Source organism: Terrabacter sp. NPDC080008 (assembly GCF_040702505.1).
Lineage (GTDB): Bacteria > Actinomycetota > Actinomycetes > Actinomycetales > Dermatophilaceae > Terrabacter.
This window is the reverse complement of the sequence record NZ_JBFBLC010000002.1, coordinates 776,362-799,945: the sequence shown is the minus strand read 5'-3', so window position 1 is coordinate 799,945 and position 23,584 is coordinate 776,362. Positions and strand designations below refer to the sequence as shown.

Sequence of the window (23,584 nt, the reverse complement as noted above, 5' to 3'; positions counted from 1 at the left end):
ACGGGGACAGGCGAATCCGGCGTCGACGACCCCTTCCCGTCCCAGCGGGCGAACCCCCGTGGTGACCCACGTCACAGCACCCATAAGGTGGAAGCATGCGTCGCGCCAAGATCGTCTGCACCATCGGACCCAAGACCTCCTCACCCTCCCAGCTGCGCGCCCTCGTCGACGCCGGGATGGACGTCGCCCGGCTCAACCTCTCCCACGGTGACCACTCCGTGCACGAGCAGGTCTACCGCGACGTCCGTGCCGCGGGGGACGCCTCCGGCCGCGCGGTCGGCATCCTCGTCGACCTGCAGGGCCCCAAGATCCGCACCGGCCGCTTCGCGTCCGGGCCCGTGACGCTGAGCCCCGGCCAGCGCTTCACCATCACCACGCGCGACGTCGAGGGCGACGACTCGATCGTCGGCACGACGTATGCCGGCCTGCCGGGTGACGTCAGCCCCGGCGACGTCCTGCTCATCGACGACGGCAAGGTGATGCTCCGGGCCGTCGAGGTCAGTGACACCGACGTGCTGACCGAGACCGTCGTCGGCGGCCAGGTCAGCAACAACAAGGGCATCAACCTGCCCGGCGTCGCCGTGAGCGTCCCGGCGCTGTCCGAGAAGGACCGCGAGGACCTGCGGTTCGCCATGCGCCTGGGTGTCGACATGATCGCCCTGTCCTTCGTGCGCTCGGCCGAGGACATCGTCGACGTGCACGAGATCATGGACGAGTTCGGCGAGCGCATCCCCGTCATCGCCAAGGTCGAGAAGCCCCAGGCCGTCGACAACCTCGAGGGCATCGTCCGCGCCTTCGACGGCATCATGGTCGCCCGCGGCGACCTCGGCGTCGAGATGCCGCTCGAGGACGTGCCGCTCGTGCAGAAGCGCGCCATCGAGCTGTCACGCCGGGAGGCCAAGCCGGTCATCGTCGCGACCCAGGTGCTCGAGTCGATGATCGAGAACCCGCGACCGACCCGCGCGGAGGCCTCCGACGCGGCCAACGCCGTGCTCGACGGCGCCGACGCGCTCATGCTCTCCGGCGAGACCTCGGTCGGCGCGTGGCCCATCGACGCGGTGCGCACCATGGCGCGCATCATCGAGTCCACCGAGGAGCACGGCTACGACAAGATCGCGCCGATGCCCACGAACCCCAAGACGGTCGGTGGCGCGGTCACCAAGGCGGCCGTCGAGATCGGCGACGTCGTCGGGGCCAAGTTCCTCATCACCTTCACCGAGACCGGCGGCTCCGCCACCCGGATGGCCCGCATCCGGCCCCGCCTGCCCATGCTCGCCTTCACCTCCGAGCAGCGGGTCCGCTCCCGCCTGGCCCTCGTCTGGGGCGTGGAGACCTACCTCGTCCCGCGCATGCACCACACCGACCAGTTCGCCATGCAGGTCGACCTCAAGCTGATCCCCGAGGGCCGGGTGGTCGAGGGCGAGCGCGTCGTCATCGTCGCCGGTTCGCCTCCCGGCATCCCGGGCTCGACCAACGCCCTGCGCGTCCACCGCGTCGGCGACGCCGTCAACCGCGCCGCCCCGGCCTACCGGCCGGAGGAGGTCACGGGCTGACCGCCCGCCTCTCGCGACCAACCAGAGGGAGTATGCTATGCCGTCGGGTCCCACCTGCCGCGCATGCTCCCTCCGGCGTTCGTGGCCCACGTGACCGGAGGCTGGTCCGCGCGCAGGTATGCTGGCGCGGCACTCCTGCCGGGGTGGTGGAATGGCAGACACGGGGCACTCAAAATGCTCTGGCCGAAAGGTCGTGCGGGTTCGAGTCCCGCCCTCGGCACCCGACACCGCCGTCGTCCCGAAGCGTTGCCACGAGTCCTGCGGCGCGTGAGACGGTGACGCGTCGGCGGCCCTGCTGACCGAACTGCTCGGTCTCCCAGTCGCTTCCCGGCCGAGCGGCCTACCGTGTCCTCGACGCCCCGAGTGGGCCCGCGAGGAGGTCCATGGTCGTGGACGAGGCAGCTGCCCCCGGCTGGGCGCGTGCGCTCGACGGTCTCCTCGAGGGCGGGGTCTACGCCTTTGCGGCGTGGACCGTCTGGTACGAGGTGGCGCTCGTGACGCAGTGGTCCCTGTGGTGGCCGGCGCGTGTCTGGCTCGTCGTGGCGGCCGCGCTGCTCGGGTGGCGAGCCGCCGCTCACGTGCGGCGCCCGGGACGACCGGAGCGGCGGGAGCGATGCCCACAGCCGGAGGATCAGGAGCGGCCGGAGCGCCGGGAGCCACCGAACGTCCGGGAGCGACCGGCTCGGGGCGGGGCAGCGGGCCCGGTGGCGGGGGAGCCGGAGGCGCGGCGGGGGAGGCAGGCACGGTCGTGCTGGTGGCAGGCCGGCGCGGTGCTGCTCGCGGCGGTCGCGCTCGTGGCCCTGTCGGCCCTGCGGGAGAGCATCGGGGTGCTGCCGGTGGTGGTGCTGGGCATGGCGGTCCTGCTGGTCGGCTGTGTGCAGCTGGGCGTCCGGGCCCGTCGCGCGCCGTTGCCCCGCGACGTGTCGCCGGCGTCGCACGTCGCCCATCTCGCGGCCGCCCTCGTCTGCCTGGCCATGGCGGTGCTCGCGGCAGGCCGACCCGGCTCCTCCGGCGACGACGTCTACTACGTCAACCGGGCGACCTGGGTGGCGCAGCGCGGCACTCCGACGCTGCGTGACAGCCTCTTCGGCACCGGTGCGCTGCCGACGATCTACGGCGGCGGGCTGCCGCTCGCCTCGATCGAGGGCTGGCAGGGAGCGGTGGCACGCGTGCTGGGCGTGCAGGCACCCGAGTTCGTCTTCGTGTGGACGGTCCCGGTGCTGGCCGCTGCGGCCGGCTGGGGCATGTGGCGGCTGGTGCGCACGTGGGCCACGCGCCGTACGGCGGTGGCCTTCCTCGTGGCCACGGCCTTCACCTTCTTCAGCGCGGACAGCGTGGTCGGTCACTACGGCATCGGTGCCATCTGGGAGGGCAAGGTGGCCGCGGTCGCGGTGGTCGTGCCACTGGCCTGGCACCACCTGACGGGCCTCGCGCTGCGGCCCCGCCCCGCCGACCTGCTCGTGCTCTTCGCGCTCGGCACCTGCTTCGTGGGGCTGACCAGCAGCGCCGCTCTCATGGCGCCGGTCATGGCGGCCGGTGCGCTCCTCGCCGCGGCGCTGCTGCGGTCCTGGCCCTGTGTTGCGGGCGCCCTGTGCTTCGCCCTCGCCCCGGTCGCCGCCGGGGTCGCCTCGGTCCTCGGCCCCGGACTCGGGGGTGCCGCTCCGACCGCGCTGCCTCCGGTCCAGGTGTTCGCGTACCTCTTCGGGGTCGACACGGTGATGGTGGCGCTCGGGGTGCTGGGGATCGTCCTCGGGCCGCGCGCGCTGCTCGCACCGGCGGCCGTGGTCGCCGGGTGCGCGTCGCTGTCCGGCCTGGCGGCAGTCCTGCCAGGCGTGGGCGACGCGGTCAACGCGCTCACCGGGGCCGGGCCCGTCGCCTGGCGGGTGGTCCTCGCCATCCCGGTGGCCGTGCTGGTCGGGATGCTGGTCACCATCCGTCCACCTCCGGTTACGAACCTCCTGCGACGGCGTCGGGCGTTGGACCTGGTCACGGCGGTCGCCGCCTGCGCGATCGTGACGGCCGTCATCGCGCGGGGCACGCCCCTCTGGTCGCCGCGCGGGGACGCGCTCGACTTCGGTGCCTGGAAGCTCGACCCGGGCGCCCTCGCCGACGTGCGCTCGGTCCTGCCACTGGCGACGTCGCCCGGGCCCTGGCTGCTGCCGCCGGGGCAGATGGAGGTGCTGGCGATGACGACCACGGAGCACCAGGCGGTCGTCCCGCGCGCCTACTACCTGACCGGCCTCCCGCCGACGCAGGCCGACGTGGCTGACCGCGCACTGCTGTTCGACCTGGTCGCGGGGCACGACGTCGCCCCCGAGGCGGTCTCCGCAGCCCTGCACCACCTGCAGGTCTCACTCGCCTGTGTCGGTACCGACGACCCGCGCGCTGTTCGCCTGCTCGCCCGTGTCGTGGGCAGCCCGCTGGAGGCGCACGGCTCGATGCTGTGCCACGTCGGCTGACCCGCTGTGGCCGGGATGCGACCGCGGCACCGTCGCGTCCCCGTCCCGAAACGTGTCGGAAACCGCGCCCGGCTAGGCTTTGCCCGTGAGCACCGACGAGAGCACCGACGCAGGAACCACGCCCAAGCCCACCCCCGCCAGCGCGGCCCCCGCCTCCTCCGTGGCGCCCCAGGCCGGCGACACCGGCTCCGGCGCCCCGTCCTCCGGTGGCACCCGCATCCTCGTCGCCGAGGACGAGACGCTGATCCGCCTCGACCTCGTCGAGATGCTCGGCGAGCAGGGCTACGACGTGGTCGGCCAGGCCAGCAACGGCGAGCAGGCCGTGGAGCTGGCCAAGGAGGTCAAGCCCGATCTCGTGATCATGGACGTCAAGATGCCGGTGCTCGACGGCCTCTCAGCGGCGGAGCAGCTGCACGAGGCCAAGCTGTGCCCCGTCATCATGCTCACCGCCTTCTCGCAGACCGAGCTGGTCGAGCGGGCCCGCGACGCCGGCGTCATGGCCTACATCGTCAAGCCCTTCACGGCCGACGACCTGCGCCCCGCGATCGACATCGCGACCTCCCGCTGGCAGGAGCTCAAGGCCCTCGAGGCCGAGATCGCCGACCTCGGCGAGCGCCTCGAGACGCGCAAGCTCGTCGACCGCGCCAAGGGCGTGCTGATGAACCAGCTCAAGCTGAGCGAGGCCGACGCGTTCCGCTGGATCCAGAAGACAGCGATGGACCGCCGGCTCGGGATGAAGGAGGTCGCCGAGGCCGTCATCAACGGCTTCCCGGCCTCCTGACGCCTGCCCGTACGGGCCTCCTGCCCGAGGCGCGACCCCGCGCAGGTCACGACACGGTCACCGATCGTCGTTATCTGCTGACCACGGCGCGCTCCACGCCTTAGTCTCCGTCTCAACCTCGACGACCGAGGGACGTGTGACACATCAGGAGGACATCCGTGCGTTCTACCCTCAAGCTCGCTGTGCCGGTTGTGGTCGCAGCACTTGCCCTCGGCGCCTGCGGCACCAAGGGTGGCGACACCTCGGCCGGAAGCTCCGGCGGGGCGAAGGCCTGCGACCAGAAGATCGGCATGTTCGGTGCCCTCACCGGTCCCAACGCCAACCTGGGCATCTACATCCAGAACGGCGTGAACCTCGCCCTCGACGACTACAACAAGAAGCACGCCGACTGCAAGGTCACCCTCGAGAACTACGACTCGCAGGGTGACCCGACCCAGGCGCCGGCCCTGGCGAAGAAGGCCATCGACGACAAGAAGGTCGTCGGCATCGTCGGCCCGGCCTTCTCCGGTGAGTCCAAGGCCGCCGACCCGGCGTTCAACGAGGCCGGCCTCGTCACGATCACGCCGTCGGCCACCAACCCCAAGCTGGCCGACAACGGCTGGAAGACCTTCTTCCGCGTCCTCGGCAACGACGCCACGCAGGGCCCGGCCGCCGCGAAGTACATCAAGGACACCCTGAAGGCCAACAAGCCGTTCGTCATCGACGACGCCTCCGAGTACGGCAAGGGCCTCGCGGACATCGTCCGCCAGGACCTCGGTTCGGCCGTCGTCGGCAACGACACCGTCCAGCAGAAGCAGACCGACTTCAGCGCGTCGGTCACCAAGGTCAAGTCCTCCGGCGCCGACGCGCTGTTCTACGGCGGCTACGCCCCCGAGGCGGCTCCGCTGGTCAAGCAGCTGCGCGACGCCGGCTGGAAGGGCACGTTCGTGGCTGCCGACGGCGTCAAGGACCAGTCCTTCATCGACAACGCCGGCCCCGCGGCGGACGGTGCGGTCGTGACCTGCCCGTGCGTGCCGGCCGACATCGCACCGGACTTCGCCAAGGCGTACAAGGCGAAGTACAACCAGGACCCCAACACCTACTCGGGTGAGGGCTACGACGCGGCCACGATCCTGCTCGACGGCATCGCCGCCGGCAAGGACCGCAGCAGCATGATCGACTTCGTGAAGTCCTACGACAAGAAGGGCGTCACGAAGCAGCTGAAGTTCGACTCCAAGGGCGAGTCCGCGGACATCAAGGTCTTCGCCTACAAGGTCGAGGGCGGGAAGTTCGTGTCCGTCGGAGAGATCAAGTAACAGCGTCCGCATCGTCAGGGGGCGGTCGGAGCACCAGGCTCCGGCCGCCCCCTCGACTGACCGGCGCTCGACCTGCGCTCTTGTCAACCGCACCCGGCCCAGGAGGTCTTGGATGCAGTACCTGTTCGACAACTTCTTCGCGTTGACCGTCACCGGGCTCACGCTCGGCGCCGTCTACGCCCTCGTAGCCCTCGGCTACACGCTGGTCTACGGCGTGCTGCGCCTGATCAACTTCGCGCACTCCGAGGTGTTCATGTACGGCACCTTCGCCGCGCTGTGGGTCGTCACGCTCGTCGGTGCGCACGCGGGCGGCAGCGTCGGGCAGGTGATCTTCTGGATCGCCCTGATGTTCGTCGCCGCCATGGCCATGTCCGGCTTCGTCGCCGTGCTGCTGGAGCGGGTCGCCTACCGTCCGCTGCGCAAGCGGAACGCGCCGCCGCTCATCGCGCTCATCTCGGCCATCGGCGCCTCGTTCGTGCTGTCCGAGCTGATGGGTCTGCGCCAGCGGATCGCCGGCTGGTTCGGCGTCGACGACACCCTGCGCCCGTACGTCGCGAACTCCCGCAACAACATCGGCATGGCAGAGATCATCCACCCGCAGCCGGTGTTCACCCTCGGTGACTACGCCGTCACCAACGTCGACATCTTCGTCATCGTCGGCGCCGTCGCGATCATGGTGGTCCTCGACCAGTTCGTCCGGCGCTCGCGCCTGGGGCGCGGCATCCGCGCCGTGGCCATGGACCCGGAGGCGGCCGCCCTGATGGGCGTCAACCGTGACCGCGTCATCCAGGTGACGTTCCTGACCGGCGGTGTCATGGCCGGTGCCGCGGCCGTCTTCTACATGCTGAAGATCGGCATCACCCGCTACGACGTCGGCTTCATCCTCGGCGTCAAGGCGTTCACCGCCGCGGTCCTCGGCGGCATCGGCAACCTGCGCGGAGCGCTGCTCGGCGGCTTCGTCCTCGGCCTCGCCGAGAACTACGGCTCCGCCCTCGTGGGCACGCAGTGGAAGGACGTCGTCGCGTTCGTCCTGCTCGTGCTCATCCTCCTCTTCCGACCCACCGGACTGCTCGGTGAGTCCCTCGGAAAGGCGCGCGCATGAGTACCGCCACGCCCGCGGCCGGCTCGGCCGCCACCACCCGTCGGCCCAGCTTCCGCAACCGGGTCAACTCCCTTCCCAAGGGCGTCAAGATCGCCCTCTGGGTGCTGTTCGCGATCTTCCTGTTCCTGCTGCCGATGCTCAACATCCCGTTCGTCACCACGGAGGGGTCCGACTTCGGTGGGGTGCTCTTCACCGTCTCGACGTACGTCCTGGTGGCGCTCGGCCTCAACATCGTCGTCGGGTATGCCGGCCTGCTCGACCTCGGCTACGTCGGCTTCTACGCCATCGGCGCCTACACCGTGGGAGTGCTCACCTCGCAGCACGCGAACCTGTCGTGGATCGTCGTGCTCCCCATCGCGATCGCAGCGGCCATGGTCTCGGGCATCATCCTCGGCGCCCCTACCCTGCGGGTTCGCGGCGACTACCTCGCCATCGTGACCCTCGGGTTCGGCGAGATCGTGCGCCTGTGCCTGGTGAACTCGCAGTGGCTCAACGGGGCCCAGGGCATCTCCGACATCCCGAAGCCGCCGAGCGCCCCGCTCTTCGAGGTCCCCAGCCTCGACTGGAGCGGCGGCGCCCCCGTGGTCGACCTCGGCACGACCTCGACGTTCCTGAAGTTCGGGATCACCGACTTCGTCCCGTACTACTGGCTCGGACTCATCGTCATCGGTCTCGTGCTGCTCTTCGACATCCTCGTCAAGAACAGCCGGGTGGGCCGGGCGTGGGAGGCGACGCGTGAGGACGAGGACGCCGCGGAGCTGATGGGCGTGCCCACCTTCCGGTTCAAGCTGCTCGCCTTCGCCCTCGGCGCCGCGATCGGCGGTCTCTCCGGGGCGCTCTTCGCCACGAAGGCCGGCTTCATCTCGCCCGACAACTTCATCCTCCTGCTGTCGATCCTCTTCCTGGCGGCGGTCGTCGTCGGTGGTGCCGGCAACCGCTGGGGCGTGATCGTGGGTGCGATCGTCGTGGGCTACTTCCCGGAGCGCTTCCGCGACTTCGCGGACTTCCGGGTGCTGGTCTTCGGACTGGCGCTCATGCTGCTCGCGATCTTCCGGCCCCAGGGTCTGTTGCCGCCGCGCCGCACCGTCCGGGCCAAGCGTGCAGACGCCAGAGAGGCCGTCCTCGAGGAAGGAGAAGCCAATGTCTGAGCCGGTTCAGGCCCAGCAGCCGCTGCAGGCCGAGGAGGCCACCGAGATCAACCCCGACGTCGACATCGCGCCTGCCGACATCGGCGTGCCGGTCGTACCGGAGGGGGAGCGCCTGCTCGAGGTCGACGCCGTGACGCTGCGCTTCGGCGGCGTCGTCGCCCTCAACGAGGTGAGCTTCCACATCAACAAGGGTGAGATCCTGGGTCTCATCGGCCCCAACGGCGCGGGCAAGACCACCTGCTTCAACGTCATGACCGGCGTCTACCAGCCCACCTCGGGCGCGGTGCGCTACCTCGGCGAACCGCTGGGCAAGCGCAAGAAGTTCGAGATCACCAAGCTCGGCATCGCCCGCACCTTCCAGAACATCCGGCTCTTCGCCAACATGACGGCGCTCGAGAACGTCCTGGTCGGTGCCGACGCGCACCACACGACGGGGGTGGGCTCGGCGATGTTCCGCCTGCCCAAGCACCGCCGGGAGGAGGCGCAGGGCTATGAGCGCGCCATGGAGCTGCTCACCTTCATGGGACTCGAGCGCAAGGCGGACGAGCTCGCCCGCAACCTGCCCTACGGTGACCAGCGGCGCCTCGAGATCGCCCGGGCCCTGGCCACGAGCCCGCAGCTGCTCTGCCTCGACGAGCCGGCCGCCGGCTTCAACCCGGCCGAGAAAGCCAAGCTGATGGAGCTCATCCGCACCATCCGCGACCAGGGCTACACGGTCCTGCTCATCGAGCACGACATGCGCCTGGTCATGGGAGTGACCGACCGCATCGTCGTGCTCGAGTTCGGCCGCAAGATCGCGGAGGGCTCGCCCGCCGAGATCCGTGACAACCCGGCGGTCGTCGCCGCCTACCTGGGAGTTGATGAGGAAGATGCTTCTTGAGGTCAACGGCCTGTGCGTCAACTACGGACGCATCGAGGCCATCCGCGACATCAGCTTCACGGTCGACGAGGGCGAGATCGTCACGCTGATCGGGGCCAACGGCGCGGGCAAGACGACGACGATGAAGACGGTGTCCGGGCTGCGCCCGGTCCGCGCCGGCTCGATCACCTTCAACGGCAAGGACATCACCCACACCCCGTCGCACGAGCGGCCGGTCCTCGGCATCTCGCAGTCTCCCGAGGGGCGCGGCTGCTTCGTCGGGATGACGGTGATGGAGAACCTCGAGATGGGCACGTACGCCCGTCCCGACCGCAAGACCAAGGCCGTCAAGGAGGATCTCGACCGGGTCTTCGAGCTCTTCCCGCGCCTGAAGGAGCGCAGCAACCAGGCCGCCGGCTCGATGTCCGGCGGTGAGCAGCAGATGCTGGCGATGGGCCGTGCGCTCATGGCCAAGCCGCGGCTGCTGCTGCTCGACGAGCCGTCGATGGGTCTGGCGCCGAAGCTGATCCAGCAGATCTTCGACATCGTCACCGAGATCAACAGCCAGGGCACCACCGTGCTGCTCGTCGAGCAGAACGCGGCGCAGGCGCTCAAGCGCTCCCACCGCGCGTACATCCTCGAGACGGGCGAGATCGTTCGCGAGGGTCCCGGCAAGGAGCTCGCCGACGACCCTGCCGTCAAGGCGGCATACCTCGGCGGCGACGTGTAGCGACCGTGCGGCGCCCTCGCGCGCGGGGCTTCGGAATCCGAAGGTGGGGCGTCCCGACGATGTCGGGACGCCCCACCTTCGTGTGGGGAGACCTGCTGCTTCCTCTTCCGCCGGAGGCTCTATGGTCGTATGGTTCCCCGGGTGACCTCGGGGCCGGAACTGGAGGGATGATGGGTCGAGCAGTGGTGTCGGTGCAGCGGGTCGACGAGAGCCTGCACTCGCAGTTCATCGAGCTGTGGATCGCGCACCGGGTCGAGGGTGGCACCACCCCCGAGGCGGCACAGCGTCTGGCGCTTGACGGGACCTTGCGAAATGCCTTGTCGCGCAACGACATCTGCGCGTTCATGGCGTTCGTCGAGGATCGCCCGGCCGGCTACGTCGTCCTCGCCGACTCCACTCGGAGCCTGCTCGTCGACTCGCCGTGCGTGTCGATCGACATGCTCTTCGTCCGCTCGGAGCTGCGCCGCCAGGGCGTCGGTCGTGCCCTGCTGACGGCGGCCGGCCGCTACGCCGACCGCCAGGGCTGCGACCACCTGGCCAGTGCGGTTCCCGCAGGTGACCGCGAGGCCAACCGCTTCTTCGCCCGTCTCGGCTTCGCCCCGGAGACGGTGCGACGCGTCGCCTCCGCGGCGACCCTGCAGCGCAAGCTCGCGGGCGAGCCCCGTTCCCAGCGCGTCTCGCTCGACCTGCTCCAGCGACGCCGCGACCTGCGCGCACGGGCACCCCGGCACGACCCGAAGATCGCCGGCTGACCGCTCGCCGGCGCCTGCCACCGGCGGCCGGGCGTCAGCGGGTCAGGCGCCGGGGGCGGCGTCGCGCAGCAGGCAGGTGATCCGCGAGGTGCAGAGGCGCTTGCCGTCCTCGTCGGTGACGACGACGTCGTAGCTGACCAGCGTGCGGCCGGCGCTGAGGAGCGTGGCGGTGCCGGTGACGACGCCGCTGCGTGCGGCCCGGTGGTGGGTCGCGTTGATGTCGAGGCCGACGGCCACGCGGCCCGGTCCCGCGTGCAGCTGCGCGCCGATCGATCCGAGGGTCTCGGCGAGCACGACGCTGGCGCCGCCGTGGAGCAGGCCGTAGGGCTGGGTGTTGCCGGCGACCGGCATCGTCGCGACGACACGGTCGGGGGAGACCTCGGTCAGCTCGATGTGCATGCGCTCGAGGAGGGTGCCGCCCGCCATCCCGCGCATGCTCTCGAGGGTCTGGTCGGTCGTCTGCGTCGAAGAGTCGGTCATGCCCGCGATGGTATGCCGCCGCGCCGTGACGCCGTAGGCCCCGCTCCCGCGCGCAGGGCACCGTCGACACCCCGGCCGGCCCGACGGCATACGTCCGCTCGGGTCGCGGGCGCGGTTCGAGGCCGTGGGGCGGTGTCCGTGGGCCCCACTAGGCTTCCGGTGTGAGCCGACTTCTCCTCCTCGACGGACACTCGCTGGCCTACCGCGCGTTCTTCGCCCTGCCTGCCGAGAACTTCTCGACCAGCACGGGCCAGCACACCAACGCGGTCTACGGCTTCACCTCGATGCTCATCAACATGCTGCGCGACGAGGAGCCGACGCACGTGGCCGTGGCCTTCGACAAGGCCCGTCAGTCCTTCCGCACCGAGGAGTACTCCGAGTACAAGGCCGGCCGGGCGCGCACCCCCGACGAGTTCGCCGGCCAGATCCCGCTCGTCAAGGAGGTGCTCGACGCCCTGCGCATCAAGCACCTGGAGCTCGACGGCTACGAGGCCGACGACATCATCGCGACGATCGCCACGCAGGCCGAGGCCGCGGGCGTGGAGACGCTCATCTGCTCCGGCGACCGCGACACCTTCCAGCTCGTGACCGACAAGGTGAAGATCCTCTACCCGGTCCGCGGCGTGTCCGAGGTCTGGCGGATGGGTCCCGCCGAGGTGCAGGAGAAGTACGGCGTCCCCCCGGGCCGCTACAGCGACCTCGCGGCCATGGTGGGGGAGTCGTCCGACAATCTGCCCGGCGTGCCGGGCGTCGGCCCCAAGACCGCTGCCAAGTGGATCACCCAGTACGGCGACCTCGACGGCATCGTCGCGAGCATCGACAAGATCACAGGCAAGGCCGGCCAGGCGCTGCGCGACCACCTCGACCAGGTGCTGCGCAACCGCCGGCTCAACCAGCTGGTCAGGGACAGCCCGGTCGGCTTCGACATCGAGGACCTGCGTCGCAGCCAGTGGAGCCGCGAGGAGGTCCACACGGTCTTCGACGGCCTCGAGTTCCGGGTCCTGCGCGACCGGCTCTTCGCCACGGTCGAGGCCGCCGCACCCGAGGCCGAGGAGGGCTTCGACGTCGACGGAGCGGTGCTGGCGCCGGAGCAGGTCCCCGCGTGGGTGGCCGAGCACCTGGCGTCCGACCAGCGCGCGGGCCTGTCGGTCATGGGCACCTGGGCGCGGGGCACGGGCGACGCGACGGCTCTGGCCGTTGCGGCCGGCGACGGCCCCGCCGCCTGGATCGACCTGCAGACCCTCACGCCGGACGGCGAGGCCGCGGTCGGCGGTTGGCTCGAGGACCCTGCCCGCCCGAAGGCCATGCACGACGCGAAGGGCCCGATCGAGGCTCTCGGTGCGCGCGGCTGGTGGCTGCAGGGGCTCACGAGCGAGACGCAGCTCGCGGCCTACCTCGTCAAGCCCGACCAGCGCACCTACCACCTCGAGGACCTCGTCCTGCGCAACCTGCGCCGCGAGCTGACCGGCGCAGCCCCGACCGATGGCCAGGGGATGCTGGACTTCGGCGGCGACGCCGACGAGCAGGCGGCGCAGAAGGAGATGGTGCGCGCGACCGCGGTCCGCGACCTCGCCGACGTGCTCGACGAGCAGGTGGCGGCCACGGGAGGTGCCTCGCTGCTCGCCGAGGTGGAGATCCCCCTGGTCGACGTGCTGGCCCGCATGGAGCGCACGGGCATCGCCGTGGACGTCGACGGGCTCGACGGACTGGAGGGCGACTTCGCGGCCAAGGTGGCCGAGGCCCAGCAGGACGCGTGGGACGCCATCGGCGGCGAGCAGATCAACCTCGGCTCGCCCAAGCAGCTGCAGGAGGTCCTCTTCGGCACCCTCGGGATGCCCAAGACGAAGAAGACGAAGACCGGCTACACCACGGACGCCGACGCGCTGAACGACCTCTTCGCCAAGACACAGCACCCCTTCCTCGAGGCGCTGCTGCGCCACCGCGACGCCGCCCGGCTGCGCGTCACCGTGGAGGGGCTGCAGAAGTCGGTGTCCGACGACGGCCGCATCCACACCACCTACCTGCAGACCATCGCAGCGACCGGGCGACTCAGCTCCACCGAGCCCAACCTCCAGAACGTCCCCATCCGCACCGAGGAGGGGCGCCGCATCCGCGAGCTGTTCGTCGTCGGCGCCGGCTACGAGGCGCTCATGTCGGCCGACTACTCCCAGATCGAGATGCGCGTCATGGCGCATCTCTCCGGCGACGAGGGCTTGATCGAGGCCTTCCGCACCGGCGAGGACCTGCACCGCTATGTCGGCTCCAAGGTCTTCGGCGTGCAGCCCGAGGAGGTCACCCCCGCGATGCGCTCGAAGGTCAAGGCGATGTCCTACGGCCTCGCCTACGGGCTGTCTGCGTTCGGCCTCTCGAAGCAGCTGACGATCAGCACCGAGGAGGCGCGGGGCCTCATGGAGGGCTACTTCGAGCGCTTCGGCGGGGTGAGCGACTACCTCAAGGAGGTGGTCGCCGAGGCCCGCGGCACCGGCTACACCGCCACGATGTTCGGCCGGCGGCGCTACCTGCCCGACCTCACCTCGGACAACCGACAGCGCCGCGAGATGGCCGAGCGCATGGCGCTCAACGCCCCGATCCAGGGCTCCGCCGCCGACATCATGAAGGTGGCGATGATCGGCGTCGACCGCGCCCTGACCGACGCCGGGGCGAGGTCGCGCATCCTGCTGCAGGTGCACGACGAGCTCGTGCTCGAGGTGGCCTCAGGGGAGCGCGACGACGTCGAGAAGCTCGTGCGCCACGAGATGGGTCATGCGGCCGAGCTCGACGTCCCTCTCGACATCAACGTCGGTGTGGGTCGCAGCTGGCACGACGCGGCGCACTGACCCGTAGGGCGCCCATCCGCGCGGGCTACCTACCCACCTGCGATGTCCGGTAGGTCACGATTCGACAACGGCTGAGTCCCTTGTCCCGATTGTGCAGACGGGCATGTCCCGCATCTGCATACTGACCGGTAACTTGCACCCGCCAACGGAGACGGGTGCTTTTACTGTGAGGTGGACATGGTCAGAAGCCTGGTCACAGGTCTGTGTCTAGCCGTCTTCGCGGCAGTCATCATCGGACTGAGCAACCTGCTCGGTCTCGACCTCGAGCACGTCGCCCTTCTCGGCGCGGCTCTGGGCGGGGTCCTCGGCCTCGTCCCGCACCGCCCGGCCTGGGGCAAGCCGGCCGGCTTCCTCGCCGGGTTCCTGCTCGCCTGGCTCGGCTTCGCGCTCCGCGCGGCCTGGCTGCCGGACTCCTCTGGTGGGCGAGCGGTGGCCGCATTCCTCGTCGTCGCCCTCGTCGCGGTGGTCACGGGGCTCAGTGGCGGGCGACTCCCGCTGTGGAGCGGTCTCGTGGGCGCGGCCTCCATCGTGGGCTCCTACGAGTCGGTCTACACCAACGCGCCGTCGCAGTTCCTCAGCGACTCCCCAGCCGCTGCGACGACGGTCCTGCTGGCGGTCGGTCTCGGCTTCCTGGCCACGACGCTCGCTGTGCCACAGGCGGATACACCCCGACGCGACCGCCGCACGGCGGGCAAGGGCAGCGCGTCTGACAGCGGGCCCAGCACCTCCACCACACTCGACGACCTCGTGACCGGAGCAGCCTCGTGAGCAAGCGCACCCTCGCCACCGTCGTCGCCGGCCTCGCGGCGATGCCCACCCTGCTGATGCTCGCCGCCTCGCCGGCGGCCGCGGCCACGACCGACACCTCCGTGCAGGTCTCCAACACCGAGACCGTCCAGGCCTACCTCGATGCGACCGGCAAGGTCGACGTCGCCCGTGTCTACGAGCAGGTGGCGATGAAGGGCCACGGCTCGGTCGAGCTGCGGAACCCGGTGGAGACCCGGGGACTGCGCAACCTCGACGGCTTCGGCGGCTTCGACGTCCGCGACGGCGCCATGGTCGGCCACTTCGCCGTCGACGGCGAGCAGCGCCTGCGCAGCGTCAGCGACTACACGAAGAAGCTGCCACTCGAGGTGTCGGTGACCTACACGCTCGACGGCAAGCCCGTGACGCCGGACGACGTGCTCGGTCGCAGTGGTCACCTCGAGGTGCGCTACACCGTCCGGAACGTCACGGGTCGCCCGCAGGTCGTCACCTTCGACGACGGCACGGGCCACAGCGCCTCCGCCACGCAGAGCGTCGTCATCCCGATGGTGGGGTCGCTGACCACCACGCTGCCCGACACCTTCACGAACGTCGGCTCGAAGGAGGCTGCCGTCGCGGGCGACGGGCACGGCGGGACCAAGCTGACCTACACGATGACGCTCTTCGGCCCGATCGGCACGCCCACGGCCACCTTCGGCTACTCGGCCGACATCGTCGACGGCACCCTGCCCAAGGCGAACGTGTCCGCGCTGCCGGTGAGCCCCCTCGAGAGCCCGTCCTTCAAGGGCGGCGCCGAGAGCTACAAGGGCGGCGCCGCGACGGGCGCCACCCTGACGGCGGGCGCCACGGAGATCGATGCCAACCTGCTCAAGCTGCGCGACGGTGCAGGAAGCCTGCTGGCCGGCCTGATCCAGCTGCGCGACGGTGCCAAGAAGCTCGACGCCGGTCTCGGCGCTCAGGCGCTGCCAGGGTCCCGCGAGCTCGCCAGCGGCGCAGGGCAGCTCGAGGACGGGACGGCCCAGCTGCGCTCGGGAGCGACGACGGCCAAGGACGGGTCGTCCAAGGTGGCCGGTGGTGCGAGCCGGCTCGCGAACGGTGCCGGCCAGCTCGACGCAGGTGCCGCGAAGCTGAGCGGCGGCGCGTCGCAGGTCGACGACGGCGCCGCACAGGTGGCCGGCGGGCTGCACCTGCTGGGCGACAACGCCCCGCAGCTGCTCGACGGGCTCAGCCAGGTCGCAGACGGCCTGGACCAGGTCGACGCCGGGCTCACGCAGCTCTACGACGGCGTGGGTGGCCTTCCGGAGCAGGCGAAGCCGCTCCACGCGGGCATCTCGAGGCTGCGCGCGGGTCTGGGCGCCAAGGGTCTGGACGGCACGCTCATCGACGGGGTCGACCAGGTGCGCGCCGGGCTCGCAGCGGCGACCGAGAAGGACGGCAGCCTCGACCAGCTCGCAGGCGGCCTGGACCAGGTCAAGGACGGTGTGTCGCAGGTCCGCGCCGGCATCGGAAAGGGCAGCGTCAGCCCGGACACCCTCGTCGGAGGGGTCACCGGCATCCGCTCCGGCCTCACTGGCGCTCTTGCCCCCACGGGTGGCGTCTCGAAGCTCGACGACGGGGTGGCCTTTGCCAGGAAGGCTGACTGCGGGCCCGGGTGCCAGACCATCCTCGGCCAGGTGCAGGACGGCCTTGGCCTCCTGCGGACTCAGACCCGAGCAGCCGCCGACGGCCTGACCAAGGTGCTGACCGGTCTCGGCGACGCCGACGCCGGCCTGGAGCAGGTCACCGGCGGACTGGGGCGGGTGTCCGGCGGTCTGGGTCTGCTCAAGACCAAGCTCGGTGCGGCTGCCCTCGGGTTGGCGAAGGTCGAGTGCGGCCTGAGCAACACCACGCTCAAGGGGGTCTGCAACCCGGAGGTGCCCGGCCTGCTCGAGGGCGTCGGCCTCGTGGACGGCGGCGTCAGCCAGCTCGTCGACGGCGTGCTCACCAAGGTCCAGGGTGGCATCGGCACGCCGACCGACCACGCGAAGGACAAGACCCTGCGCGGAGGCGTCAACGACCTGCAGTCCGGTGTCGACCTGCTCGGCCTCGGCGGCCTCGACCTGCTCGACGCCGTCGACCAGATCACCACCGGCGCGGACCAGGTCCACGGCGGCACGTCGCAGGTCGCGAAGGGTGCCAAGGACCTCAGCGCGGGTGCCTCGACGCTCGCCAAGGGCTCCGGTGACCTGGCCTCCGGCGCCGGACAGCTCGACACCGGGGTCGGGCAGCTGGCCGACGGCGCCGGCCGGCTCGACGACGGTGCGCGCCGGCTGAACGACGGTGCGGGCCAGCTCGCGAGCGGCCTCGCCGACGCGGCCGACGGCACGAGCCGGCTCTCGGCCGGGCTCACCGACGCGGCTGCCGGTGCGCCGCAGCTGCAGGACGGGGCGCAGAAGCTCTCGGACGACGGCACGAAGAAGCTCGTTGCGGCCGGCAAGGCGACCGCCGCCGACTACGGCGAGAAGTACGCGCTCATCGAGGTCGGCGCCCAGCGGGCCAAGACGGAGGGCATGGCGTACGGCGCGCCCGAGGGCGCTACGGGCGCGACGGCCTACTCCTTCGAGCTCGCCGGGGTCGACGGGCAGGGCTCGGCGAACGCCGGTCGCGCGGCAGCCGCCGCGGGCGTCTTCGGCCTCGCCGGGGGAGCGGCCCTCCTGCGGCGCCGCCTCCTCTGAGGTGACCGGTGCGGCGGCCACGGACCCAGGAGGTCCGTGGCCGTCGCCGTGCCCGGCCGATGTGTGCAGGGATCGGTGCCCGGGCACCGAAGCGTGCACACGGCAGCGCCCGCGCGGGTCAGTCCGATTTGCGGCAGACGAAGATCGCCGTGCCGGGGATGAGGCGGCCGCGCAGGGGCGACCACCCGCCCCACGGCTCGTCGTGCCCTTCCGGCCACTCGGGCTCGACGAGGTCCACGAGGACCAGCCCGGCCGCGGTGATGTCGCGGACCCGGTCGCCGAGCGTGCGGTGGTGCTCGACGTAGGTGGCCTGCCCTGCGCCGTCCTGCTCCACGTACGGCGTGCGGTCGAAGTAGGAGTGCCGCGCCTCGAGGCCGCCGGGCCCCGGGTCGTCCGGGAACGCCCAGCGCACCGGGTGGGTCGTCGAGAAGACGAACCGGCCGCCGGGACGCAGCACCCGGGCCGCCTCGCTCATCACGACGTCCGGGTCCGCGACGAAGGGCACCACGCCGTATGCCGTGAAGACCGTGTCGAAGGACGCGTCGGCGAAGGGCAGGGCGCGCCCGTCACACTGCACGAAGGGCACGCGGACCGCGGCGCCCAGCGACTCGTGGAGGGTCTCGTTGACGGCGACGCCGGTCGCGACCATGCCGGCGGAGAGGTCGGAGGCCACGACGGTCGCGCCCTGCGCAGCGAGCCAGCGCGAGCACTGGCCGGAGCCGGCCCCGATCTCGAGCACCACCTGCCCGCGCGGTTCACCGAGCAGGCGCGCGTCGGCCTCACGGAACCGTTCCGGTCCCCAGACGAAGTCGGTGTCGCCGAGGAACGCGCCGTGCTCGAGGTAGTAGGACGAGGCCTCGGAGTCCCACCAGGTCCGGTTGGCGGTGGCCGTCTCGGCGGCAGGGGCGGGGCGGCGGATGGCCTCACGAGGGGTGCTCACGGCATACGTCATCTCTTTTGACCGGGTGCGAACAGCGCGGATAGGATTGCCGGGCACATCCGTGTGCGCGAACACTGTTGCACCCGTCCACAAAGGCATCGGGGCGCCCGACCGTCAGGCCGACCGCCGCGAGGTCCCCAACCTAACTGTCCACAATCGGAGTTCCTACTACATGACTGCCAACACGGTCGAGAAGACCGCGCCTGAGATCGCCATCAACGACATCGGCTCTCAGGAAGACATCCTTGCGGCGATCGACGCCACCATCAAGGACTTCAACGACGGCGACATCGTCGAGGGTCGCATCGTCAAGGTCGACCGGGACGAGGTCCTGCTCGACATCGGCTACAAGACCGAGGGCGTCATCCCCTCGCGCGAGCTGTCCATCAAGCACGACGTCGACCCGGGCGAGATCGTCAAGGTCGGTGACGAGGTCGAGGCCCTCGTCCTCCAGAAGGAGGACAAGGAAGGCCGTCTGATCCTGTCCAAGAAGCGTGCGCAGTACGAGCGCGCCTGGGGCACGATCGAGAAGATCAAGGAGGAGGACGGCGTCGTCACCGGCACCGTCATCGAGGTCGTCAAGGGTGGCCTCATCCTCGACATCGGCCTGCGCGGCTTCCTCCCCGCCTCGCTCGTCGAGATGCGTCGTGTCCGTGACCTCCAGCCGTACGTCGGCAAGGAGATCGAGGCCAAGATCATCGAGCTCGACAAGAACCGCAACAACGTGGTCCTGTCGCGCCGTGCCTGGCTCGAGCAGACGCAGTCCGAGGTGCGCACGACGTTCCTCAAGGAGCTCCAGAAGGGCCAGGTCCGTTCGGGCGTCGTGTCCTCCATCGTCAACTTCGGTGCGTTCGTGGACCTCGGCGGCGTCGACGGTCTCGTCCACGTCTCCGAGCTGTCGTGGAAGCACATCGACCACCCGTCCGAGGTCGTCGAGGTCGGCAACGAGGTCACCGTCGAGGTGCTCGACGTCGACATGGACCGCGAGCGTGTCTCCCTGTCGCTGAAGGCGACGCAGGAGGACCCGTGGCAGCACTTCGCCCGCACCCACGCCATCGGCCAGGTCGTGCCGGGCAAGGTCACCAAGCTCGTCCCGTTCGGTGCGTTCGTGCGCGTCGAGGACGGCATCGAGGGCCTCGTGCACATCTCCGAGCTGGCCGAGCGCCACGTGGAGCTGCCCGAGCAGGTCGTCAACGTCGGTGACGAGATCTTCGTCAAGGTCATCGACATCGACCTCGAGCGCCGCCGCATCTCGCTGTCGCTCAAGCAGGCCAACGACCAGGCCGTCGCGGCGTCGGAGTTCGACCCGACCCTCTACGGCATGGCCGCCGAGTACGACGAGCAGGGCAACTACAAGTACCCCGAGGGCTTCGACCCGGAGACGAACGAGTGGCTCGAGGGCTTCGACGCCCAGCGCGAGAAGTGGGAGCGTCAGTACGCCGAGGCCCACGCCCGCTGGGAGGCCCACAAGGCGCAGGTCGAGGCCGCGACGAAGGCCGACGCCGAGGCTGCGGCCAACGCCGGCTCCGCCACGTCCTACTCGTCCGCGACCGGTGACGTCGCCGACTCGGGCGACTCGGACCGCGGCGACCGTGGCCAGCGCAACGCCCCGGCCCCGGTCGAGGGCACCCTGGCTTCCGACGAGGCGCTCGCCGCGCTTCGCGAGAAGCTGACCGGCAACTGAGCGTCGCCGCTCAGGGCTGAACGCCTGCACGAGCCCCGGACCCGTTGGGTCCGGGGCTCGTGTGCGTCCGCGGCGGGGCGCGTCACCGTCCGTTCAGGCGGTCGTCGAAAGGGCGTGGCTCCAAAGCCGCATTCGGTGCATCGGCGCCGCTAGGTTGGCCGAGTGCAGTCCTCGCTGACCGAACACCACAGCGCCACACCGGGATCCGGTGGTCCACCGCCGCAGGTCGGGCCCCCGCCGCGCCGGTCGAGTGGACGTGCCTGGGAGTGGTCCCTCGCGGCCCTGCTGCTGCTGCCCAACCTCGTCCTGCTCATCGTCTTCACGTACCGGCCGCTGCTCGACAACATCCGGCTGTCGTTCACCGACTGGAACATCAGCTCGCCCATCGCCAACCCGGTCGGGTTCGCCAACTACGTCGAGTGGTTCGGCCGCGACGACACCAAGGTGATCGTCCGCAACACGCTCGTCTTCACCGTCGCGACGGTGGGCATCTCGATGGCCCTGGGCCTCGGCCTCGCGCTGCTGCTCGACCAGAAGCTCAAGGGCCGCAACCTCGTGCGCTCCGTCGTCTTCGCGCCCTTCGTCATCTCCGGCGCCGCCATCGGCATCGCCTTCCAGTTCGTCTTCGACCCGCGCTTCGGCCTCGTCAACGACCTGCTGACCCGCATCGGCGTGCAGTCGCCCGACTTCTACCAACAGCCGGGCTGGGCGCTCTTCATGGTGACCTTCACCTACATCTGGAAGAACCTCGGCTACACGTTCGTCATCTACCTCGCCGCGCTTCAGGGCCGGCGCGCCGACCTCGACGAGGCCGCCGAGATCGACGGCGCCTCGGCCTGGACGAGGTTCCGCCGGGTGCTCATGCCGCAGCTGCGCCCGACGACCTTCTTCCTGTCCATCACGGTGCTGCTCAGCTCGGTGCAGGTCTTCGACATCATCAACGTGATGACCCGCGGCGGGCCCCAGGGCAACGGCACCACGACGCTCGTCTACCAGGTGTACCAGGAGACGTTCGTCAACCAGCGCGCCGGCTACGGCGCCACGGTCGCCACCATCATGTTCGTCATCCTGCTCGCCGTCACCGTGGTGCAGGTGCGCTTCATGGACAGGGGGAAGCAGGCATGAGCGCGTCCACCGCCGTCGGGGCCGACAGCCTCGGGCAGGCCGACGAGGAGCGGAACGGCACGAGCGGTGCCCCCCGGCGACGCCGTCGTGCGCAGGCGCACAACGTCGAGGCCTCGAGCCACCACCGCGGACCCGCCTGGACCGTTGCCGGCTACGTCGGGATGGCGCTCGTCGTCCTCCTCGTCGCCGTGCCGCTCTTCTGGATCCTGATCACCTCGTTCAAGGAGCGGGGCGACATCTACGTGCGCCCCGCCAAGTGGTGGCCCGAGCCGGCAACCGGCCAGAACTACAGCGAGCTGACCACCCGCATCCCGTTCTTCGACTACGTCCGCAACTCGCTGATCATCACCTCGGCGACCTCGGTCGCCAAGATCGTGCTCGGCGTCATCAGCGCGTACGCCCTCTCGCTGCTGCGCTTCCCCGGGCGTTCCGTGGTCTTCCTCGTGGTCATCGCGGCCCTCATGGTGCCCAACCAGATCACCGTCATCAGCAACTACGCCCTCGTCGCGCAGCTCGGCTGGCGCAACACCTACCAGGGCATCATCATCCCGCTGGCCGGGGTCGCCTTCGGCACCTTCCTCATGCGCAACCAGTTCCTCAACCTGCCGGGCGAGATCATCGAGGCCGCCCGCCTCGACGGCGCCGGTCCGATGAAGCTGCTGTGGCGCGTCGTCATGCCGATGTCGTGGCCGACGCTCGTGGCCTTCGCGCTCATCACGGTCGTCAACGAGTGGAACGAGTACCTCTGGCCGTTCCTGATGTCCGACGACGAGTCGACCGCCCCGCTGCCGGTCGGACTGACGTTCCTGCAGAACAACGACGGCGTGACCAACTGGGGTCCCGTCATGGCGGGCACGGTGCTCGCGATGCTGCCGATCCTCGTGCTCTTCCTCGTCCTGCAACGCCAGATGATCAAGGGCCTGACCGCGGGCGCCGTCAAGAGCTGACGGCCCGCACCCACCGAACCTCTCCACCCACCTTCGACTCCATACACCGAGCAGGGAAAGGCATCATCCATGAACGAGTTCTCACGCCGCGGGTTCCTCGGCCTCGCCGGCGCGGCCGGCATCGCGAGCCTCGCAGCCTGTGCCGGCACGGGCACGTCCGCGACGTCCGGTAACGGCGGCGGTGGCTCGAGCAACACCATCGAGTTCTGGAGCAACCACCCGGGCAACAGCAAGCCGACCGAGCAGGAGCTGATCAAGGCCTTCGAGGCGGCCAACCCCGGCCTGAAGGTCAAGCTCGTCGACGCCGGCAAGAACTACGAGGAGGTGGCCCAGAAGCTCAACGCCTCCCTCGCCGGAGGCCAGCTGCCCGACGTCGTCGTCGTCTCCGACGTCACGTGGTTCAACTTCGCTCTCAACAAGCAGCTCGCCCCCCTCGACGACCTGCTGTCGGCGGCGAAGGTCGACACCTCCGACTACGTCGACGCGCTCTACAACGACTACAACCTCAAGGACAAGCACTACGCGCTGCCCTACTCCAGGTCGACGCCGCTCTTCTACTACAACAAGGACCTCTGGAAGGCCGCCGGCCTCGAGGACCGCGGACCCAAGGACTGGGACGAGTTCCTCACCTGGGCGCCCAAGCTCAAGTCGGCGGCAGGGTCGGACAAGATCGTCATGGAGCTCCCGGATGGCTCGAACTACCTGGACTGGGTCTTCCAGAACATCGTCTGGGGCTACGGCGGCGCCTACTCCAAGGAGTGGACCCCGACCTTCTCCGACCCCAACACCGTCAAGGCGGGCACGTACCTGCAGAACCTCGCCAAGGACGGCTACCTCAAGCTGTCCAAGGACCCGGCGCCCGACTTCACGGCCGGCATCGTGGCCTGCTCGATGATGTCGACCGGTGACCTGGGCGGCGTGTCCAAGGACGCGAAGTTCCCGGTCGGCACCGCGTTCCTGCCCGGCGAGGGCAACTGCCCGACCGGTGGCGCCGGCCTCGGCATCCCCGCGAGCATCTCCGACGCGCGCAAGAAGAACGCCGTCAAGTTCATCGAGTTCCTCACGAACGCCAAGAGCACCGTCACCTTCACGCAGGCGACCGGCTACATGCCCGTGCGCAAGTCCGCCGTCGACCTGCCGGAGGAGAAGGCGTTCCTCGACAAGAACCCGAACGCGAAGACGGCCATCGAGCAGCTGCCCAAGACCCGCTCGCAGGACAACGCGCGCGTGCTGCTGCCCGGTGGCGGTGCGCGCATCGGCAAGGGCCTGGACCAGATTGTCTCGGGCCAGGACGTCGCGACCGTCTTCAAGGGCCTCGACAGCGAGAGCCAGCAGGTCTTCGACTCGCAGATCAAGAGCAAGCTCGGCGCCTGACGCACCCGGCGACCCTGCCGTGTGCCGTCCGCACCGTCC

The 23,584-nt window shown here is 70.2% G+C and carries 18 protein-coding genes and 1 tRNA gene; 17 read left to right on the top strand and 2 right to left on the bottom strand.

All coding sequences use genetic code 11. The annotated features are described in order from the left end of the window. The first annotated feature begins 95 nt into the window (after positions 1-95). From pyk to AB0316_RS09695, 10 genes are all read left to right on the top strand, one after another. Positions 96-1,553 (top strand): pyruvate kinase, encoded by a 1,458-nt coding sequence (gene pyk / locus AB0316_RS09740; protein WP_366272616.1) that lies wholly within the window; start codon positions 96-98, stop codon positions 1,551-1,553. Between the two features lie 137 nt (positions 1,554-1,690). Further along, a tRNA-Leu gene (locus tag AB0316_RS09735) sits at positions 1,691-1,773 on the top strand. Positions 1,774-1,936: 163 nt separating this feature from the next. Next, complete coding sequence (locus AB0316_RS09730; RefSeq protein WP_366272614.1) at positions 1,937-4,012, top strand: DUF6077 domain-containing protein; 2,076 nt, start codon at positions 1,937-1,939, stop codon at positions 4,010-4,012. A 160-nt stretch (positions 4,013-4,172) separates the two neighbouring features. Further along, positions 4,173-4,793: a response regulator gene (locus AB0316_RS09725; protein ID WP_366272845.1), complete on the top strand. Its 621-nt coding sequence runs from the start codon at positions 4,173-4,175 to the stop codon at positions 4,791-4,793. Positions 4,794-4,951: 158 nt separating this feature from the next. Next, the gene (locus AB0316_RS09720; protein WP_366272612.1) at positions 4,952-6,088 is read left to right on the top strand and encodes a branched-chain amino acid ABC transporter substrate-binding protein; all 1,137 of its coding nucleotides are present in this window, start codon (positions 4,952-4,954) and stop codon (positions 6,086-6,088) included. 112 nt (positions 6,089-6,200) lie between these two features. Then, positions 6,201-7,190: a branched-chain amino acid ABC transporter permease gene (locus AB0316_RS09715; RefSeq protein WP_366272610.1), complete on the top strand. Its 990-nt coding sequence runs from the start codon at positions 6,201-6,203 to the stop codon at positions 7,188-7,190. Continuing rightward, positions 7,187-8,338, top strand: a complete 1,152-nt coding sequence (locus tag AB0316_RS09710; protein ID WP_366272608.1) for a branched-chain amino acid ABC transporter permease — start codon at positions 7,187-7,189, stop codon at positions 8,336-8,338. The genes AB0316_RS09715 and AB0316_RS09710 overlap by 4 nt, the downstream gene beginning before the upstream one ends. Further along, positions 8,331-9,218: an ABC transporter ATP-binding protein gene (locus tag AB0316_RS09705; protein WP_366272606.1), complete on the top strand. Its 888-nt coding sequence runs from the start codon at positions 8,331-8,333 to the stop codon at positions 9,216-9,218. The genes AB0316_RS09710 and AB0316_RS09705 overlap by 8 nt, the downstream gene beginning before the upstream one ends. Then, the gene (locus AB0316_RS09700; RefSeq protein ID WP_366272843.1) at positions 9,208-9,927 is read left to right on the top strand and encodes an ABC transporter ATP-binding protein; all 720 of its coding nucleotides are present in this window, start codon (positions 9,208-9,210) and stop codon (positions 9,925-9,927) included. The genes AB0316_RS09705 and AB0316_RS09700 overlap by 11 nt, the downstream gene beginning before the upstream one ends. 170 nt (positions 9,928-10,097) lie before the next feature. Then, complete coding sequence (locus AB0316_RS09695) at positions 10,098-10,679, top strand: GNAT family N-acetyltransferase (RefSeq protein WP_366272605.1); 582 nt, start codon at positions 10,098-10,100, stop codon at positions 10,677-10,679. 42 nt (positions 10,680-10,721) lie between these two features. Here AB0316_RS09695 and AB0316_RS09690 read toward each other — a convergent pair whose 3' ends face one another. After that, positions 10,722-11,159: a hotdog fold thioesterase gene (locus AB0316_RS09690; RefSeq protein WP_366272603.1), complete on the bottom strand. Its 438-nt coding sequence runs from the start codon at positions 11,157-11,159 to the stop codon at positions 10,722-10,724. Positions 11,160-11,320: 161 nt separating this feature from the next. On the opposite strand from AB0316_RS09690, the gene polA reads away from it, so the two are divergent. The 3 genes from polA to AB0316_RS09675 all read left to right on the top strand — a co-directional run bounded on the left by polA (position 11,321) and on the right by AB0316_RS09675 (position 17,475). Then, positions 11,321-13,996 carry a DNA polymerase I gene (polA, locus tag AB0316_RS09685; RefSeq protein ID WP_366272601.1) on the top strand — a complete coding sequence of 892 codons (2,676 nt, stop codon included), beginning with the start codon at positions 11,321-11,323 and terminating at the stop codon, positions 13,994-13,996. A 177-nt stretch (positions 13,997-14,173) separates the two neighbouring features. Then, positions 14,174-14,764: a hypothetical protein gene (locus tag AB0316_RS09680; protein WP_366272599.1), complete on the top strand. Its 591-nt coding sequence runs from the start codon at positions 14,174-14,176 to the stop codon at positions 14,762-14,764. Continuing rightward, positions 14,761-17,475, top strand: coding sequence for a hypothetical protein (locus tag AB0316_RS09675; RefSeq protein ID WP_366272597.1), 2,715 nt, complete (start codon positions 14,761-14,763; stop codon positions 17,473-17,475). The genes AB0316_RS09680 and AB0316_RS09675 overlap by 4 nt, the downstream gene beginning before the upstream one ends. A gap of 118 nt (positions 17,476-17,593) precedes the next feature. Here AB0316_RS09675 and AB0316_RS09670 read toward each other — a convergent pair whose 3' ends face one another. Continuing rightward, entirely contained in the window at positions 17,594-18,415 is an 822-nt protein-coding gene (locus AB0316_RS09670; protein ID WP_366272595.1) for a class I SAM-dependent methyltransferase, read from the bottom strand. 172 nt (positions 18,416-18,587) lie between these two features. On the opposite strand from AB0316_RS09670, the gene rpsA reads away from it, so the two are divergent. From rpsA to AB0316_RS09650, 4 genes are all read left to right on the top strand, one after another. Beyond that, positions 18,588-20,099 (top strand): 30S ribosomal protein S1, encoded by a 1,512-nt coding sequence (gene rpsA / locus AB0316_RS09665; RefSeq protein WP_366272593.1) that lies wholly within the window; start codon positions 18,588-18,590, stop codon positions 20,097-20,099. A 162-nt stretch (positions 20,100-20,261) separates the two neighbouring features. Next, complete coding sequence (locus tag AB0316_RS09660) at positions 20,262-21,224, top strand: sugar ABC transporter permease (RefSeq protein WP_366272591.1); 963 nt, start codon at positions 20,262-20,264, stop codon at positions 21,222-21,224. Further along, entirely contained in the window at positions 21,221-22,171 is a 951-nt protein-coding gene (locus AB0316_RS09655; RefSeq protein ID WP_366272589.1) for a carbohydrate ABC transporter permease, read from the top strand. Before AB0316_RS09660 ends, AB0316_RS09655 begins: the two co-directional genes overlap by 4 nt. 69 nt (positions 22,172-22,240) lie before the next feature. Continuing rightward, positions 22,241-23,545, top strand: coding sequence for an ABC transporter substrate-binding protein (locus AB0316_RS09650; protein ID WP_366272587.1), 1,305 nt, complete (start codon positions 22,241-22,243; stop codon positions 23,543-23,545). Positions 23,546-23,584: the final 39 nt, after the last annotated feature.